Here is a 13,057-nt window from a genome sequence, read left to right on the forward strand (position 1 = left end):
GCATAGTGCTAGTTAAATCGTTTTAGTTATAAAAAGTTCAATTGGGTATAAAGCTACTAAGAAGATTTACTATTATGGCTTCAAAGTACACGCAATTGTCAGTGACGATGGTTACATTCTTGATTATGTAGTTACTAAAGCTTCCGTGCATGATGCTAAAGAAACAGTTGAGTTAATGAGGACGCCCATCCAGGCAATCGTTATCTCCTTGCAGATGAAGGCTACTTAGATAAAAAGATTACATAATCAGCTAAAAGAAATGGGCTACATACTTTGGACGCCTTATCGTAAGAATATGGCAGAGACCAAGAAGCATAATAATCGTCTATTAATGGCTATTCGTAGAACAGTTGAAAGTGATTTTTCACTTTTAACATATTATAATGCTGAAAATAATCGAGCTTGTAGTCTAACAGGATTTTAAGTTCGCCTAGAAATTGCCATACTTGCATATAATTTAGCTCATTGTCTAGAGAGATTTAACTAGCACCACGCGTAGTTTTAGTCTATGATAATATATGTAAGCGCTAATATATAGGAAATAAATTTGATGACTCAATTTGAAAATAATAATTTTGGGGATGTATTGCTTAATCGCCACTCAGTTCGACACTTTGATAAAGATATAAAAATTTCTCGCGAAGAACTTAGAGAAATGATTAAAGAAACAATTACTGCGCCATCTGCATGTAATTTACAAGCTTGGCAATTTGTAGTAGTTGATACTGATGAGGGAAAGAAGAAATTGCATGAATTTTACATGCCATTCAATAATCCTCAAATTGATACTTCAAGTGCAATTATTCAAATTTTTGGCAATACTTTAGCATTTAAAAAGTATCGTGCATTATGGGACCATATGTATGAAGAAAAGAGAATTTCTAAGGAAGAATTAGATGAAGTTTACAATACTTTCTTACCATTGTATGAACATGCTGATAAGACAATGCTTACTGCTGATGCAATGGTTGATTCTTCACTTGCTGCAATGCAATTGATGCTAGTTGCTAGAGCACATGGCTATGAAACCAATGCCATGGCAGGTTACGATGCTAAAAAAGCTGCTAGTGTGATGGGACTTGATCCAGAACAATATGTTCCGGTGATGGGAATTGCAATTGGCAAGCCAGACACTAGTGTAGAAGAATTGAAATCAGTTCGATATCCCGTTGATGATGTTTTAAATTTTGAATAGGTAAAAAGCATTCTGAAATTATTGATTGAATTTTAGAATGCTTTTGTTATGATATTTACTTTTTAACTTTCTCCTTGTAGGATTAACAATGACAATTGTCGCAACTATCTTATGTGGATTTATTTTGAAACTAGGTAAGAAATAGAAATGACTAAGTATGTATTAGCTCCGGATTCGTTTAAAGAAAGTATGACTGCTAAAGAAGTATGTGATGCCATGGAAATTGGAATTAGAAAAGTAGAAGAAGATGCAGAAATAATTAAGGTACCAATGGCTGATGGCGGTGAAGGAACAGTCGATTCCTTAGTAGATGCAACTAATGGAAAAAAGATTGTCGTAGAAGTTACTGGACCATTAGGAAATAAGATAGAGGCTTATTATGGTTTATTAGGAGATGGAAAAACTGCGGTCATCGAAATGGCTAAAACTAGTGGTTTAGAAATCGTGCCTACAGACAAGCGTAATCCATTAATTACTACCACTTATGGAACTGGTGAATTAATTAAAGATGCACTTGATAATCAAGTTAAAGAAATTATCATTGGTTTAGGCGGCAGTAGTACTAATGATGGTGGAAGTGGCATGGCGCAGGCTCTTGGTGCACATTTATTAAATCAAAATAATCAAGAAATTCCTTGGGGCGGAGGAAATCTAGATAAGTTAGTAAAAATTGATGTTTCTAACTTAGATCCGCGTTTAAAGAATGTAAAAATTATTATAGCGAGTGATGTAACTAACCCATTGATCGGTCCAGAAGGAGCTTCAAATGTCTTTGGACCGCAAAAGGGCGCTAGTCCAGAAATGGTTAAACAACTTGAAAGTAATTTAAATAAGTATGCACAAATAATTAAAAGAGATTTAGACAAAGATATTGCACAAAAGACAGGAGCAGGTGCCGCTGGCGGTTTGGGTGCAGGATTAATGGCTTTTACTACTTGTGAAATGCATCAAGGCGTTGAGATTGCAATTCAAGTAACGCAATTAGATGCGAAGATTAAAACTGCAGATTATGTTTTTACCGGAGAAGGCGCGACTGATTTTCAAACAAAATTTGGAAAAACTCCATATGGTGTAGCAAAATTAGGTAAAAAATATCATAAACCAGTAATTTCTTTAGCTGGCTATCTTGGTAAAGGAATTGATAGTTTATATAGTGAAGGTTTTACTGCAATATTCGGTATTCTTCCCAGTGCTTGCAGCCTTGGAGAGGCCTTGGAAGATGGTCCTGTTAATGTAAGTCGCACAATGGAAAACATAGTTCGCTTACTTAAGTTTTAATTAAATTTTCTTATTTTACGTTAGTGAAAAGATGAACTATAATTAGCTTATGAACTAACAAAAAGTAAGAAAGAATAAGAAAATGAAGAAATTATCAGGTAAAGTGACTTTTAAACATGGTGCTGTAATTAGTAACCGTATGGTTCAACATAAAGATAAGTGGGGAGAGGCAAATGCCTTTCCAATGGCAGTTGCTAACGCAGTATTTGGGGTAGTTAAAAAGTATGCATTTGATAATTTCATTATTGGCTATCGAATTAGTCCAGAAGAAATTAATCCAGATAACGTTGGTTATACTTGGCATGAGGCTACTAAGTTAATTGATGAGTTAACAAATAAATTTGATTTTGATTATATTCATTTATCATTGCCAGATTATAAGTCTAAACCAAAAGATTCGAATAAAACATTTGCCCAATTAGTTAGACCAGTAATGGGACAAGATACCAAATTAATTATTGTAGGGAATGTAATGAATCAAGCCGATGCAGAAGATGCATTGAACTATACTGATTTAGTTACTGCTGGAAAAGCTCAGATAATTGATGCTAGCTTCTCAGCAAAAGTAGTGGCTGGCGAAGACGATAAGATTATAAAAAGATGTCGGCTCAGGAAGAAGAAAGTCAAGTATTAACACCGGGATTACGCGAAGTAATGGATATGAATACGAATCGACCTAATTGGGGGAAGAAGTTAAAAGAAGTGGATTATAGTAAAGCTATTAAAGTGGGAGAATATTTTTACTGAAACCACTTTACAAAAGAAAAAATTATTTTATTATAAAAATGCAAATTGTATATCAAATTGTAACGTGGATTGTAACTCTTTGAGGCATTACTGCAAACGATAAATAGAAATAGAGATATTTCTAGGTTTGTTTGTGATGCTTCAAGGAGTTTTTTTGTGGCTGAGCAAACTAGAAAGGTTAAAAATGTTTAGTTTGTTTAAGAAAAAAGAGAAGATAAATGTTGTTGCTCCGATTTCTGGAAAGTTAATTGAATTAGAGAAAGTAAAAGACCCAGTTTTTGCTAAAAAAATGATGGGTGATGGGTTGGTATTTGTACCAAATGTGCAAAGCTCAACTTTTGATGTTTATGCACCAGCTGATGCAAAAGTCATGTCATTGCTTACTACCAAACATGCCATAGGATTGAGAAATAGGGAAGGACAGGAAATTTTAATTCATATTGGGATTGATACTGTTGACTTAAAAGGAAAAGGTTTACTTCTTGTATAAATCAAGGTGATTATGTTCATCAAGGAGAAAAATTGATTTCAGTTGACGATAATGTGCTTAAGCAGAATAAACTTGATGATACGGTAATGGTGATTCTGGTTAAGGGTTATGATAAGGATTTGCTCATCAATTATTGATTTCGGGATGCATACTGATATTACTAAAGGCAAACCAGATTTTACTAACTTAGATGAAGTAGTAGCTGAAATTGACGCTCAATATCATCGATTTTTAGAATTGATTGGCAAGAAACCAGATTATTTTAAGGCCATGCAGTAGGGAAAAGAAGTGACATCGCCATTGTTAATATGGCTAAACAGAAAAGCATCTTGCGGGGTAGGAAGATAGCCACATTGGATATTAGGGAAAGGATTGCAGTCTACCATCATTCCTTGACATGATATACAGCCAGTAACGACGAAGTCTAAAGAACGACTGTTAATTAATAAAGCAATTGCTAGTGAAACTTGAAACATAGGATAACTCAATCTTGCTATTTGGATAAATGCCGAAATTAATTAATTCATCGTTTGAATTAATTGCTTCATTTAAATAATGTTCTAAAGTTTTGTTCTTTTCTTTTTGAGAACTAGCTTGAATAAGACCGAGTTTCATATTTAATTCTTTCCAAAAGTTTCTAAGTTATATTATTTTTATTATAAGTCTAAAACTCTAGTCTAGTTAGTTATTCACAAATATAAGTATTAAAACTAATTTCTTTATCAACGTTAAAACAATTAAGTAGTCTACTTGCTACCCAATCTGTATCGTCTGCTTCAAAGAAAATGGAGGAATACTTATTGAACAATTTGCTTAAACTAGCTTGAATGAATGGATCACAGAATTTTTCATTAAACGAACAGATATAAGCTATTTCGTTTTTCTCAGTAAAAACGAAATTTTCAATTGTACCTTCTTCATTTCTACTATAGTAGCCAGTTTTGGTAGGAATTTCTTTAACAAAAGTATCCTCAGAAACAGTTAACGGAGAGACGGCTTGATGCGTTGCTTGATAATATTTATATAGTAAATGACAAAGTTTTCCATAGTTTTTATTGTTAATATCAAAAGGATAAAGAGAATAGTTAGAGTTTAGTTTTATCCTCAAATCGTTTTTAGTTACTTTTGGAGTATAACAATGACGTTTACATTTAAAGTCATTTCTAAGCAATAAATTGACTAAATCTGCATTAGTCGAATCAGTCATTACTTGAAGGGATTGACCTTCGGCTTGTTTAATTTCATTAAACGGAAAGTAAGTAGGATATTTAGTCAGGTTAAATTTTAGGTAAAGATACTTATTATGAAATTCGTTATGGTAGGTAGTAATAGTGCCTATGTCTTGTTCATCGCAACGAACAATGTATTGATTATTTTTAATCTTTTTAATTTTTACAGACATTTTTCCACTCATCCCTTAATATTCCATATTTCATGGAATCATAATATTTTCCATTGTAATATCGTACTTTTCTAATTTGAGCTTCCTTTTGAAAGCCAAGCTTTTCTGCAACGTGCATAATCGAAGGATTACCAGACCAGGTTGTTAATCCGATATGTTCCAATTTATTAGTATTTTGAAAAATGTGATTAATCCAAATTTGTAGTGCAGTTGTGCCATATCCGCCACTCCATTTGCTTGAGTCATAGATCACAATTCCGATTTCAAGCCAGCGTGTTTGTTTATCAATCCAATCTTTTGAAACCATACCAATTGGTTGATTGTTTACTGTAATACAGCGACATTCTTCGCTTAATAAAAATTTAGCGATAGGACTTTCTTTGAATGATTTAAAATCTGTAAATTTTTGATAATCATTAAAGTACGGTGCATTAAATTTGGTCCATGCAGGTTGATCGGTTGAGAAGCCGTCTTGCCAAATATCATTTAAGTGATGTAAGCTAAATGGTTTTAAAGTTAATGATTTATTTTTTGGTGTCATCTAATCCTTTTTCCAAATTTAAAAACATAAAAGAGTTGAACTAATATTGTGATTAGCCAAATTACTGTTGTTGTACCAGAAATGGCGAAAAGAATATATGAAAATTGTGGAGTGTCTTGCAATTGACTTGAAGCGGCAATCATTAATACAAGACCACACCAAAAACTGGTGTTACTGATAATATCAAAGGCTTTTGCTTTTGCTTTTGTTTCTAGCAGCTTTAGATCAGGATCATTGTCTTCTTCATTATCTAAGTGAGCAATACTAGTATTTTTAATGGCATTGCTCAAGTAAAGAAAAGCACTAATAAGTAAGACTATGATAGCTAAAGCATACCAACCGAGACCTTTGTATCTATGTTCACTAATTTGTAAATATCCTGCAAAGATCAATAGACCAATGCAAAAAACTGAAAAAACGAATGCAAGGACATATTTAACTCTATTTTTCATTCAATCATCTCCAAGTCATTATTGTAAAAATATAAAATTATGATAGATTAATAATAAATAAAAACAAAATGAGTGTAAATAGAAGTTAGGTGAAAAAAATAAATCTAGAGATTAAATCTTATGAGCAAAAATATTTTGACTATTTGTCTTCGGTGATGGATCGTGCACGAAGACAAGAACTTAAAAGTGAAAATTTAGAAGAAGTTTTTCTACCATTAAAGGATGCGCCATACTTAGATTGTTTTCTATCATGTAAGATCTATTTAGCATTTGAAGATGACGTACTAGCTGGATTTGTTGGATTTCGTCCTGGAGATCTAAGCTTCGTATATGTTGATCCTTCACGGCAAGGAAAAGGTATAGCTACTACATTAATTCAAAAAGCACTGGATGAATTAGAGCGACCGATTCGATTAGATGTATTTACTAACAATAAACGAGCTAAGGCGCTATATGAGAAATTTGGCTTTAAAACAGTAAAGACGGTTACTGAAAAATGGTCGGATAAATTTCCAGTTATTTTTTCACAAGATACGATGGAATTGAGATGAATGCCTTAAAAAAGACTTTGATATTTAAATAATTAACACTCTGGAGGAAAATATGTGCTTGATTTGTGATCGCATTGAGATGATCGAAAAACACCAAAATAAGTTTTTCGTAAAAGAACTTAGAACTGGTTATGTGGTCTTAGGAGACAATCAACATTTTAAAGGCTACACTTTGTTTCTTTATAAAAATCATGTAGGTGAATTATATAAGTTAGATGGAAATGAAAAAATTGAATTTTTAGAGGAAATGTCATTAGTCGGAGAAGCTGTATCAAAGACAGTTAGATGCGAAAAAATGAATTACGAATTATTGGGGAATGGTGATTCACATTTGCATTGGCATTTATTTCCAAGAGTTTCAGGTGATTTAGAGAATTATGGGTATCATGGAAAAGGACCTGTCTGGTGGTATCCCCGTGAAAAAATGTATAGTGCTAACAATGAGTTAGGAAATGCCGAACTTGAAGAGTTAAAACAAAAATTAAGACTAGAGTTAGATAAAATATTTTTATAAAGGTTAATGTGGTATTGGTGAAGAGCGAAGAATTAAAAAGAAAATTAGTCGATGATAAAGCCACTTATACTGATGAAGAAATTAAATGGTTATTTGATCATATTGGAGATTCAGATGGTTCAATTCGGGATGATCTGATATGCAATAGTTTTGGTTATGGATTTTTTAAAGAAAAATTTTCTTTGGAGTAAGCCAGATTTTTAATAGCTCAACTAGAGAACAAAGATCTTTTATTTTATCGAATTAATGAAGGCAAAGAAGCAACGCTAACTAGATCTTTTACGTGTTTATTGTGGGATTTAATTATTCGAACAAATAATGATAGAAAATCTCGTTACTATCAGGTTTTAAATAAGAATGAAGAGCGACAATTATTTGAAGATTTAATCAAGTATTTGGAAAATGAACATGATTTTACTGGTTTCTCTCCAAAATATGGTTGGGTGCATGCAGTAGCACATTACTCAGATGCATTATCAGACAGTATACTTTGTGATAATTTTGATCAAAAAATGGTAGCTGATTTTTTATTAGCTGTTAAGGAAATGTTGGATAAGGTGGATAGACGTTTTATTGACGGGGAAGAATATCGTTTAGCCGATGTTTTTGTAAATGGATTTAAAGCAAATAAGATCAATTCTGATAGTTTTGTTAATTGGATTGAAACTTTTACTTTTGACTCTTATTCAGATGAACTTTTAGAATATTATCGATTTAATAATCTGAAATCATTATTGCAGGATATATATGTAAAGTTAAATTCTATTTCATTGCTTGATCCTAGTGTAAAAGAAATAGTAGAGAAAAAATTTAATAGTGAATACTGAGGATTGAAATTATGATTATTGATACTAAACAATTACAAAAAGCAGTTATTGAGAACAAGAAAAAACATAATTTCAATACGACTGATATTAAATTTGAACTTCTTTTGTTGTATGGCGAAGTGAATGAACTGTTTCAAGCGTGGCTTAAAAAGGACCAAGAAAATATCAATGAAGAGCTTGCTGATGTGGCCATTTTTCTATTAGGAATTTCTGAAATACTTGGTAGTGATCTTGGCGAAGATATTATTAAGAAAATGGCGATTAATGCAAAACGAAAATATGTGCATGGAAAGAAGATAAGTACTGATGACTAAGATAGAACTTACTCGTTTTAGAATTAAAAAAGGGAAAGAAGCTAAAGCTCAAGAGTGGATGGACTTTTTGAATGAACATCATGCTGATACTGTAGCCACAATGGCTGGTGAAAAGATGTATATTGAGAGTGTGTTCAAAGAAAAAAATCCAGATGGATATACATATTTTTACTGGTATTCAGTTCAAGGTGAAGGCGGAAATGCTGTTGAAGAATCAGAAAGCTATATTGATAAGAAACATATTGAATATTGGGACGAATGTATCGATATGGAGTATAAGCCAGTTGATATGAAACTAGAAGAGAGTTTAATTGCACCGAATATTGAGAAGGTAATTGAAAGTGATGCGTAATGCTAAATGAAAAAGATTTTATTATCAACAGTTCACCATCCTGATGTGTCTTTAAAAAATTTAGAATATGTTTGTGATAAAGTGCAAACAATTTTTGATGAGGTTTACTTAACAATAAGTAATGTAACATCATCCAAAATCCAAGGTAGCCTTAGTAAGAAGTCTTTTCATTATCTTACAATTTTCCCAAATGGAGCAGCAGATGCTAGAAGAAAAGTTTTGAAATTTGCATTAAAAAACGTTAGTGAAAAAGATAATTATTTTTATTGTGATTTTGATAAAGTAATTGTTGCACTATTAAATCGAAATTCTGAATTTAAAAATTTTATTTCAACATTAAATTTAAAGAATGAATATCGAATTATAGGAAGAAATAGTCAAGATATTGAATCATATCCTGATACTTGGATTGAAACAGAAAGAATTACTAATAAAGTTGCTGCAACAATTTTCAAAATTGATAATGTTGATTTATTGGCTGGTTGCTGCGCGTTTGATAGTAACGTTGGAAAAGTAATCGCTGAAAATTCTACGGAAATATTAACAGATACAGAATGGCCATTAATTTGTAAAGACAGCCAAATAATGATTAATTATGATGAAGTTTCATTTCTGCCATTTAATTTTCAATATAACAAGGGTAGAAATGATTATGACTGGCTGGGGTATATTCCACGATTGAAGTTGGCCTTGCAGGCTTTTGAGTCTTTTAAGAAACACATGTAGATTATATAAGTTTATTTTTAAGGAGCAAATTTTTATGGAAGTGGATGTAAATGCATTTTTCCCTTATTTAGCGGCTGTTGTATATTTTTTATTTCAAGATTGGTTTAAGAAAATTCCAAAAGAATGGTATTTATTCGCAGCAATTATTATTCCAATTTTAGTTATATTTTTTCCTTTGAAAATACATGCTAATATAATTCGACTTATTTTAGAATCATTACTATTAATATTGGCTTATCATAATTTTTCAAAGAAATTAAGTATGCCTATTACCTTAGGTATATTTTTATTATCTGGATTATTAATGGCAATTTTGATATTTTGTTAGAATTTCTGAAGAGCAATGTGAAATGAAAGCATGGAAAATTAGTCGCAGTATTGTATTGATCTTATTTATAGTGATTAGTGTATTTCTTTGCGTTAGAAAAGTTGACGGCGCAGGTGTAGTACAGACACTAGAAATGAGAAACATTACTTTAATTATCTGGGGAGTATTTGGATTAATCGTTTTAATAGGCTATTTAATTTGGCTGACAGTTTTAAAGCATAACAAATAGTGGGGAACAATATGTACTCAAATCTATTACCAATCGCAACAGCTATTAATCCGCGTGAACTAGGTGGCTTAACTGGTTTTAATAATCGTAAAATACAGATGCATCGTCTACTTAGAACTGGTGATCTTAGTAAAATGTCGCCAGAAGATACGCAATTTCTAAAGAATTACGGCGTTGTTAAAATTATTGATCTGCGTTCAAAATCAGAAAGCGTTTCTCGTCCTGATCCTCAAATTGATGGCATTCAAAATATTTCTATACCACTTTCCAGCGAAGAAGGGACATTAGGTGGAGAAAGTAATTTAAGTCAAGAAGCAAAGCTATATAATGAAAATCCATATGCTGCATTTAAAATGATGTGTGATCATTATGGAAATCATGTTATTGAAGCGTATGATCAAGAAACTGTTCGTCAAGTGTTGAAAATATTGTCTGAAACTGATGAAGGAGCGGTTATTTTTCATTGTACTGAAGGCAAAGATAGGACCGGTTTTGTTGCCTTATTTGTTTTATATATTTTAGGCGTTGACTTAGAATTAATACGACAGGATTATCTGGCGTCAAATGAGATTTTGACTGAATATCGCGCAGTCAGAGATAAGAAATTTCAAGAAGCTGGTAAAAGTTTAACTTTTAGAGCTAACATGAGAATTTTAAGTTCAGCATCTGATTCACTTTTTGATACAATTCTTTTAACTATTGAAAAAGAATATGGAGATCTCGAAACTTATTTAAGGGATGTTCTAAATGTGAATCCTGAATTAGAAAATAAATTACGCGAACTTTATTTGGAAAGATGATGCTATAGAATCAAAAGTTTTAGGCAAGAATAATTGATGATTTTATTTACTGAAAAAGGATAATGTATCATCATTTTTTCTAGGTTTTGTTTTATTATTAATTATGTTAGATATTATCAATTAATTTAGAGTTAAGGTGATAGAATGCAAATTTATACTAAATTAACTGATCTTCGTGATAAAATGAATACCTTTCGTCCCTTATCCAAAGAAGAAGCAGAAAGTATTGAAAAAGATAAAAAATATGATCATATTTGGTCATCAAATGCTATTGAAGGAAGTTCTTTATCCAAGTATGAAACTGCTGCTTTATTAGAAACTGGTTTAACAGCACATGGAAAACCGCTTGCAGATCATTTGGCAGCACTTGATTTGAGTAGAGCTTACGATTATGTTCAAGAATTAGCGATTGAAAAATTGCCTCTTGACGAATTACTATGCGTGATATTAATCGCCTTGTAACTTATTCTGATAATCCTACTAAACGAGCAGAGGCTGGTCAGTATCGTCAAATTAAGGTATGGCCTAATGGCGCACCAGAAGTACATTATGCGGATCCAAGTGATATTCCTAATGACATGCAAAAGCTAATTCAGTGGTATCAAGAAGTAGAAGGAAAAGAGCACCCAGTGAAAGTAGCTGCTATGCTTCATTTAAAGTTTGTTACTATTCATCCCTTTAGAGATGGAAATGGTCGAACTGCACGACTTTTAATGAATTTTGAATTAGTAAAGCATGGTTATTTGATAATTAATATTCAACCAGATAAGATTAGTCGAATGCTTATATGGAAGCTTTAAAACAAGCACAAATTGAGGATAATTATGAGACATTTATTGAATTAGTGGCTGATTATGAGCAAGATGAATTAGATCAGCGAATAGATTTATTAACTAGGATTGAAAAAGAAAGAAAATTCGCACAAAGTCAAACTAGATTGGATAAGTTTGATAAGTAATTAGTAAGACTAAAGCAGATTCTTGTATGAACCTGCTTTTTTTATTTGCCGTGAAGTATAAAACTAGTATAAAAAAAGTATAAAATCACTTGCTTAAGTATAAAGTAAGTATAAAATAAGTATAAAATCTGTATTTTATACTTATTAATTGACTGAGGTGAGATTGATGGTTCAAGAAAATGAAGTTTTAAAAAATCCATTTATGCCAAGTTTTGGAAGAATTCCGCCAATGGTCTTAGATCAACAGACGATTATGAATAATTATATTTTTCATTTAAATCTAGGTGATGCAAAGTATCAGACATCATTAGTTTATGGAGTTAGAGGTAGTGGAAAGACAGTTTTTCTTTTAAATGTCCAAAGAAATTATGAAAAAGAGAAAAATCATTATTTTGTTCGGTTAAACTTGGGTCAAGGAAATCTGCTTTTTCAATTATTGAGCAGTTTGCAACAAATTTCAGGTATTGATTGGAAAGAAGTTTTAAAATCAATTCAAGGGATAAATTTATTTGGTAATGGAATGAGTTTTAAATCCGTTGAAGACATTGGAATAATAAATTATAGCGACGTTCTAAAACATATTTTAGTAAAGCTGAAAAAAAGAGAAATTTCTATTTTAGTTGGTATTGACGAAATTGAAGTAAGCGATGATGTTAGAGCTTTTGCCTCAGTTTATCAAACTTTAATTGGGGATGATTTAGATATTTCATTAATTATGACTGGTCTTCCCAGTAGAATTTCCGATTTACAGCATGAAAAGACATTAACTTTTTTACTGAGAAGTAATCGTATATATTTAAAGCCACTTGATAAAATGTCAGTTGAAGATAATTTTACAATGGCATTTAAGAGGGGAAACAAGACAATTTCTCCGTTAGTTATGAAAAGACTAATTGAGGGTGTAAAAGGATATGCTTATGCATTTCAGACAATAGGTTATTATGCTTGGGAGGAAAGTAAAGATGATATTAATAATCAAGTTGCTAACGAAGTAATTGATTTATCTAAATCCGATTTGTATCAAAATGCATATGAAAAATTATATACTGAGATTTCAAGTACTGATCGAAAGTTTCTAGATATAATGGCGCAATATCCGAGTTCAATAGTGCCAATTTCTTATATTGTTGATGAGCTAAAGAAAAGTAAAAATTATATTTCTGTATATCGAGCACGTTTATTAGATGATCAATTAATCTATGCTCCAGAGCGTGGATATGTAAGTTTTACGCTACCTTTCTTTTCAGATTTTATTCGATGGTATAAAGAAAATCATTTAATTTAAATAGCATTAATAAGCTAAGAAAAATTTTTCTGTAGCTTATTTTTTTAATTTGTTTATGATATAATTTT

General features: G+C 31.5%; 23 protein-coding genes and 2 pseudogenes. 20 read left to right on the top strand and 5 right to left on the bottom strand.

From position 1 onward, the window contains the following. Positions 1-34 precede the first annotated feature (34 nt). The 6 genes and pseudogenes from H1A07_RS04260 to H1A07_RS10150 all read left to right on the top strand — a co-directional run. Positions 35-487: pseudogene (locus H1A07_RS04260) on the top strand (IS982 family transposase); the annotation flags it as partial. Between the two features lie 63 nt (positions 488-550). Further along, entirely contained in the window at positions 551-1,195 is a 645-nt protein-coding gene (locus tag H1A07_RS04265) for a nitroreductase family protein (protein ID WP_210145439.1), read from the top strand. 147 nt (positions 1,196-1,342) lie between these two features. Beyond that, the gene (locus H1A07_RS04270; protein WP_210145440.1) at positions 1,343-2,473 is read left to right on the top strand and encodes a glycerate kinase family protein; all 1,131 of its coding nucleotides are present in this window, start codon (positions 1,343-1,345) and stop codon (positions 2,471-2,473) included. An 82-nt stretch (positions 2,474-2,555) separates the two neighbouring features. Continuing rightward, entirely contained in the window at positions 2,556-3,107 is a 552-nt protein-coding gene (locus H1A07_RS04275; protein ID WP_244974173.1) for an oxidoreductase, read from the top strand. Between the two features lie 297 nt (positions 3,108-3,404). Next, positions 3,405-3,847 (top strand): annotated as a pseudogene (locus H1A07_RS04280) (PTS sugar transporter subunit IIA). A 7-nt stretch (positions 3,848-3,854) separates the two neighbouring features. Next, positions 3,855-3,989 carry a hypothetical protein gene (locus H1A07_RS10150; protein ID WP_420889508.1) on the top strand — a complete coding sequence of 45 codons (135 nt, stop codon included), beginning with the start codon at positions 3,855-3,857 and terminating at the stop codon, positions 3,987-3,989. On the opposite strand, the gene H1A07_RS10535 is transcribed toward H1A07_RS10150, so the two are convergent. The 5 genes from H1A07_RS10535 to H1A07_RS04305 all read right to left on the bottom strand — a co-directional run bounded on the left by H1A07_RS10535 (position 3,968) and on the right by H1A07_RS04305 (position 6,105). Next, positions 3,968-4,186 (bottom strand): RpiB/LacA/LacB family sugar-phosphate isomerase, encoded by a 219-nt coding sequence (locus H1A07_RS10535; protein ID WP_420889509.1) that lies wholly within the window; start codon positions 4,184-4,186, stop codon positions 3,968-3,970. The genes H1A07_RS10150 and H1A07_RS10535 overlap by 22 nt on opposite strands. Beyond that, positions 4,149-4,325, bottom strand: a complete 177-nt coding sequence (locus H1A07_RS10160; RefSeq protein ID WP_235499896.1) for an RpiB/LacA/LacB family sugar-phosphate isomerase — start codon at positions 4,323-4,325, stop codon at positions 4,149-4,151. The genes H1A07_RS10535 and H1A07_RS10160 overlap by 38 nt, the downstream gene beginning before the upstream one ends. A gap of 70 nt (positions 4,326-4,395) precedes the next feature. Then, complete coding sequence (locus H1A07_RS04295; protein ID WP_244974174.1) at positions 4,396-5,112, bottom strand: GNAT family acetyltransferase; 717 nt, start codon at positions 5,110-5,112, stop codon at positions 4,396-4,398. Beyond that, the gene (locus tag H1A07_RS04300) at positions 5,096-5,653 is read right to left on the bottom strand and encodes a GNAT family N-acetyltransferase (protein WP_210145442.1); all 558 of its coding nucleotides are present in this window, start codon (positions 5,651-5,653) and stop codon (positions 5,096-5,098) included. The genes H1A07_RS04295 and H1A07_RS04300 overlap by 17 nt, the downstream gene beginning before the upstream one ends. Beyond that, complete coding sequence (locus tag H1A07_RS04305; protein WP_210145443.1) at positions 5,650-6,105, bottom strand: hypothetical protein; 456 nt, start codon at positions 6,103-6,105, stop codon at positions 5,650-5,652. The genes H1A07_RS04300 and H1A07_RS04305 overlap by 4 nt, the downstream gene beginning before the upstream one ends. A 155-nt stretch (positions 6,106-6,260) precedes the next feature. On the opposite strand from H1A07_RS04305, the gene H1A07_RS04310 reads away from it, so the two are divergent. The 14 genes from H1A07_RS04310 (at position 6,261) to H1A07_RS04360 (ending at position 12,989) form a co-directional block, all read left to right on the top strand. Then, positions 6,261-6,656, top strand: coding sequence for a GNAT family N-acetyltransferase (locus H1A07_RS04310; protein ID WP_210145492.1), 396 nt, complete (start codon positions 6,261-6,263; stop codon positions 6,654-6,656). A 52-nt stretch (positions 6,657-6,708) separates the two neighbouring features. Then, the gene (locus H1A07_RS04315; protein ID WP_210145444.1) at positions 6,709-7,170 is read left to right on the top strand and encodes an HIT family protein; all 462 of its coding nucleotides are present in this window, start codon (positions 6,709-6,711) and stop codon (positions 7,168-7,170) included. Between the two features lie 17 nt (positions 7,171-7,187). Then, positions 7,188-7,361: an RNA-binding protein gene (locus H1A07_RS10165; RefSeq protein WP_244974175.1), complete on the top strand. Its 174-nt coding sequence runs from the start codon at positions 7,188-7,190 to the stop codon at positions 7,359-7,361. 99 nt (positions 7,362-7,460) lie between these two features. Then, a complete protein-coding gene (locus H1A07_RS04320) occupies positions 7,461-7,997 on the top strand; it encodes a DUF2785 domain-containing protein (RefSeq protein ID WP_244974176.1) in 537 nt (178 codons plus the stop codon). Positions 7,998-8,008: 11 nt separating this feature from the next. Continuing rightward, entirely contained in the window at positions 8,009-8,311 is a 303-nt protein-coding gene (locus H1A07_RS04325) for a MazG-like family protein (RefSeq protein ID WP_210145445.1), read from the top strand. Continuing rightward, entirely contained in the window at positions 8,304-8,663 is a 360-nt protein-coding gene (locus tag H1A07_RS04330) for a DUF6176 family protein (RefSeq protein WP_210145446.1), read from the top strand. Before H1A07_RS04325 ends, H1A07_RS04330 begins: the two co-directional genes overlap by 8 nt. A gap of 6 nt (positions 8,664-8,669) precedes the next feature. Further along, positions 8,670-9,389 (top strand): hypothetical protein, encoded by a 720-nt coding sequence (locus H1A07_RS04335; RefSeq protein WP_210145447.1) that lies wholly within the window; start codon positions 8,670-8,672, stop codon positions 9,387-9,389. A gap of 34 nt (positions 9,390-9,423) precedes the next feature. Continuing rightward, a complete protein-coding gene (locus H1A07_RS04340) occupies positions 9,424-9,717 on the top strand; it encodes a hypothetical protein (RefSeq protein ID WP_244974177.1) in 294 nt (97 codons plus the stop codon). Between the two features lie 22 nt (positions 9,718-9,739). Further along, positions 9,740-9,946, top strand: coding sequence for a DUF3923 family protein (locus tag H1A07_RS04345; RefSeq protein WP_210145448.1), 207 nt, complete (start codon positions 9,740-9,742; stop codon positions 9,944-9,946). Positions 9,947-9,957: 11 nt separating this feature from the next. Then, positions 9,958-10,746, top strand: coding sequence for a tyrosine-protein phosphatase (locus H1A07_RS04350; RefSeq protein WP_210145449.1), 789 nt, complete (start codon positions 9,958-9,960; stop codon positions 10,744-10,746). Between the two features lie 144 nt (positions 10,747-10,890). Continuing rightward, positions 10,891-11,208, top strand: a complete 318-nt coding sequence (locus H1A07_RS10170; RefSeq protein ID WP_244974178.1) for a Fic family protein — start codon at positions 10,891-10,893, stop codon at positions 11,206-11,208. Beyond that, complete coding sequence (locus H1A07_RS10175) at positions 11,184-11,546, top strand: Fic family protein (protein WP_244974179.1); 363 nt, start codon at positions 11,184-11,186, stop codon at positions 11,544-11,546. The genes H1A07_RS10170 and H1A07_RS10175 overlap by 25 nt, the downstream gene beginning before the upstream one ends. Then, positions 11,534-11,704, top strand: coding sequence for a hypothetical protein (locus tag H1A07_RS10180; protein ID WP_244974180.1), 171 nt, complete (start codon positions 11,534-11,536; stop codon positions 11,702-11,704). Before H1A07_RS10175 ends, H1A07_RS10180 begins: the two co-directional genes overlap by 13 nt. Before the next feature lie 166 nt (positions 11,705-11,870). Continuing rightward, positions 11,871-12,989 carry a hypothetical protein gene (locus H1A07_RS04360; protein ID WP_210145450.1) on the top strand — a complete coding sequence of 373 codons (1,119 nt, stop codon included), beginning with the start codon at positions 11,871-11,873 and terminating at the stop codon, positions 12,987-12,989. Positions 12,990-13,057 lie beyond the last annotated feature (68 nt).

This window comes from Lactobacillus taiwanensis (assembly GCF_017894345.1).
Classification (GTDB): Bacteria; Bacillota; Bacilli; order Lactobacillales; family Lactobacillaceae; genus Lactobacillus; species Lactobacillus taiwanensis.

Excerpts from the sequence above, each read along its gene's own strand:
- H1A07_RS04265 (WP_210145439.1), top strand. The coding sequence starts at position 551 with ATGACTCAATTTGAAAATAATAATTTTGGGGATGTATTGCTTAATCGC.
- H1A07_RS04270 (WP_210145440.1), top strand. The coding sequence starts at position 1,343 with ATGACTAAGTATGTATTAGCTCCGGATTCGTTTAAAGAAAGTATGACT.
- H1A07_RS04275 (WP_244974173.1), top strand. The coding sequence starts at position 2,556 with ATGAAGAAATTATCAGGTAAAGTGACTTTTAAACATGGTGCTGTAATT.
- H1A07_RS10150 (WP_420889508.1), top strand. The coding sequence starts at position 3,855 with ATGCATACTGATATTACTAAAGGCAAACCAGATTTTACTAACTTAGAT.
- H1A07_RS10535 (WP_420889509.1), bottom strand. The coding sequence starts at position 4,186 with ATGTTTCAAGTTTCACTAGCAATTGCTTTATTAATTAACAGTCGTTCT.
- H1A07_RS10160 (WP_235499896.1), bottom strand. The coding sequence starts at position 4,325 with ATGAAACTCGGTCTTATTCAAGCTAGTTCTCAAAAAGAAAAGAACAAA.
- H1A07_RS04295 (WP_244974174.1), bottom strand. The coding sequence starts at position 5,112 with ATGTCTGTAAAAATTAAAAAGATTAAAAATAATCAATACATTGTTCGT.
- H1A07_RS04300 (WP_210145442.1), bottom strand. The coding sequence starts at position 5,653 with ATGACACCAAAAAATAAATCATTAACTTTAAAACCATTTAGCTTACAT.
- H1A07_RS04305 (WP_210145443.1), bottom strand. The coding sequence starts at position 6,105 with ATGAAAAATAGAGTTAAATATGTCCTTGCATTCGTTTTTTCAGTTTTT.
- H1A07_RS04310 (WP_210145492.1), top strand. The coding sequence starts at position 6,261 with ATGGATCGTGCACGAAGACAAGAACTTAAAAGTGAAAATTTAGAAGAA.
- H1A07_RS04315 (WP_210145444.1), top strand. The coding sequence starts at position 6,709 with ATGTGCTTGATTTGTGATCGCATTGAGATGATCGAAAAACACCAAAAT.
- H1A07_RS04325 (WP_210145445.1), top strand. The coding sequence starts at position 8,009 with ATGATTATTGATACTAAACAATTACAAAAAGCAGTTATTGAGAACAAG.
- H1A07_RS04330 (WP_210145446.1), top strand. The coding sequence starts at position 8,304 with ATGACTAAGATAGAACTTACTCGTTTTAGAATTAAAAAAGGGAAAGAA.
- H1A07_RS04335 (WP_210145447.1), top strand. The coding sequence starts at position 8,670 with ATGAAAAAGATTTTATTATCAACAGTTCACCATCCTGATGTGTCTTTA.
- H1A07_RS04340 (WP_244974177.1), top strand. The coding sequence starts at position 9,424 with ATGGAAGTGGATGTAAATGCATTTTTCCCTTATTTAGCGGCTGTTGTA.
- H1A07_RS04345 (WP_210145448.1), top strand. The coding sequence starts at position 9,740 with ATGAAAGCATGGAAAATTAGTCGCAGTATTGTATTGATCTTATTTATA.
- H1A07_RS04350 (WP_210145449.1), top strand. The coding sequence starts at position 9,958 with ATGTACTCAAATCTATTACCAATCGCAACAGCTATTAATCCGCGTGAA.
- H1A07_RS10170 (WP_244974178.1), top strand. The coding sequence starts at position 10,891 with ATGCAAATTTATACTAAATTAACTGATCTTCGTGATAAAATGAATACC.
- H1A07_RS10175 (WP_244974179.1), top strand. The coding sequence starts at position 11,184 with ATGCGTGATATTAATCGCCTTGTAACTTATTCTGATAATCCTACTAAA.
- H1A07_RS10180 (WP_244974180.1), top strand. The coding sequence starts at position 11,534 with ATGGAAGCTTTAAAACAAGCACAAATTGAGGATAATTATGAGACATTT.
- H1A07_RS04360 (WP_210145450.1), top strand. The coding sequence starts at position 11,871 with ATGGTTCAAGAAAATGAAGTTTTAAAAAATCCATTTATGCCAAGTTTT.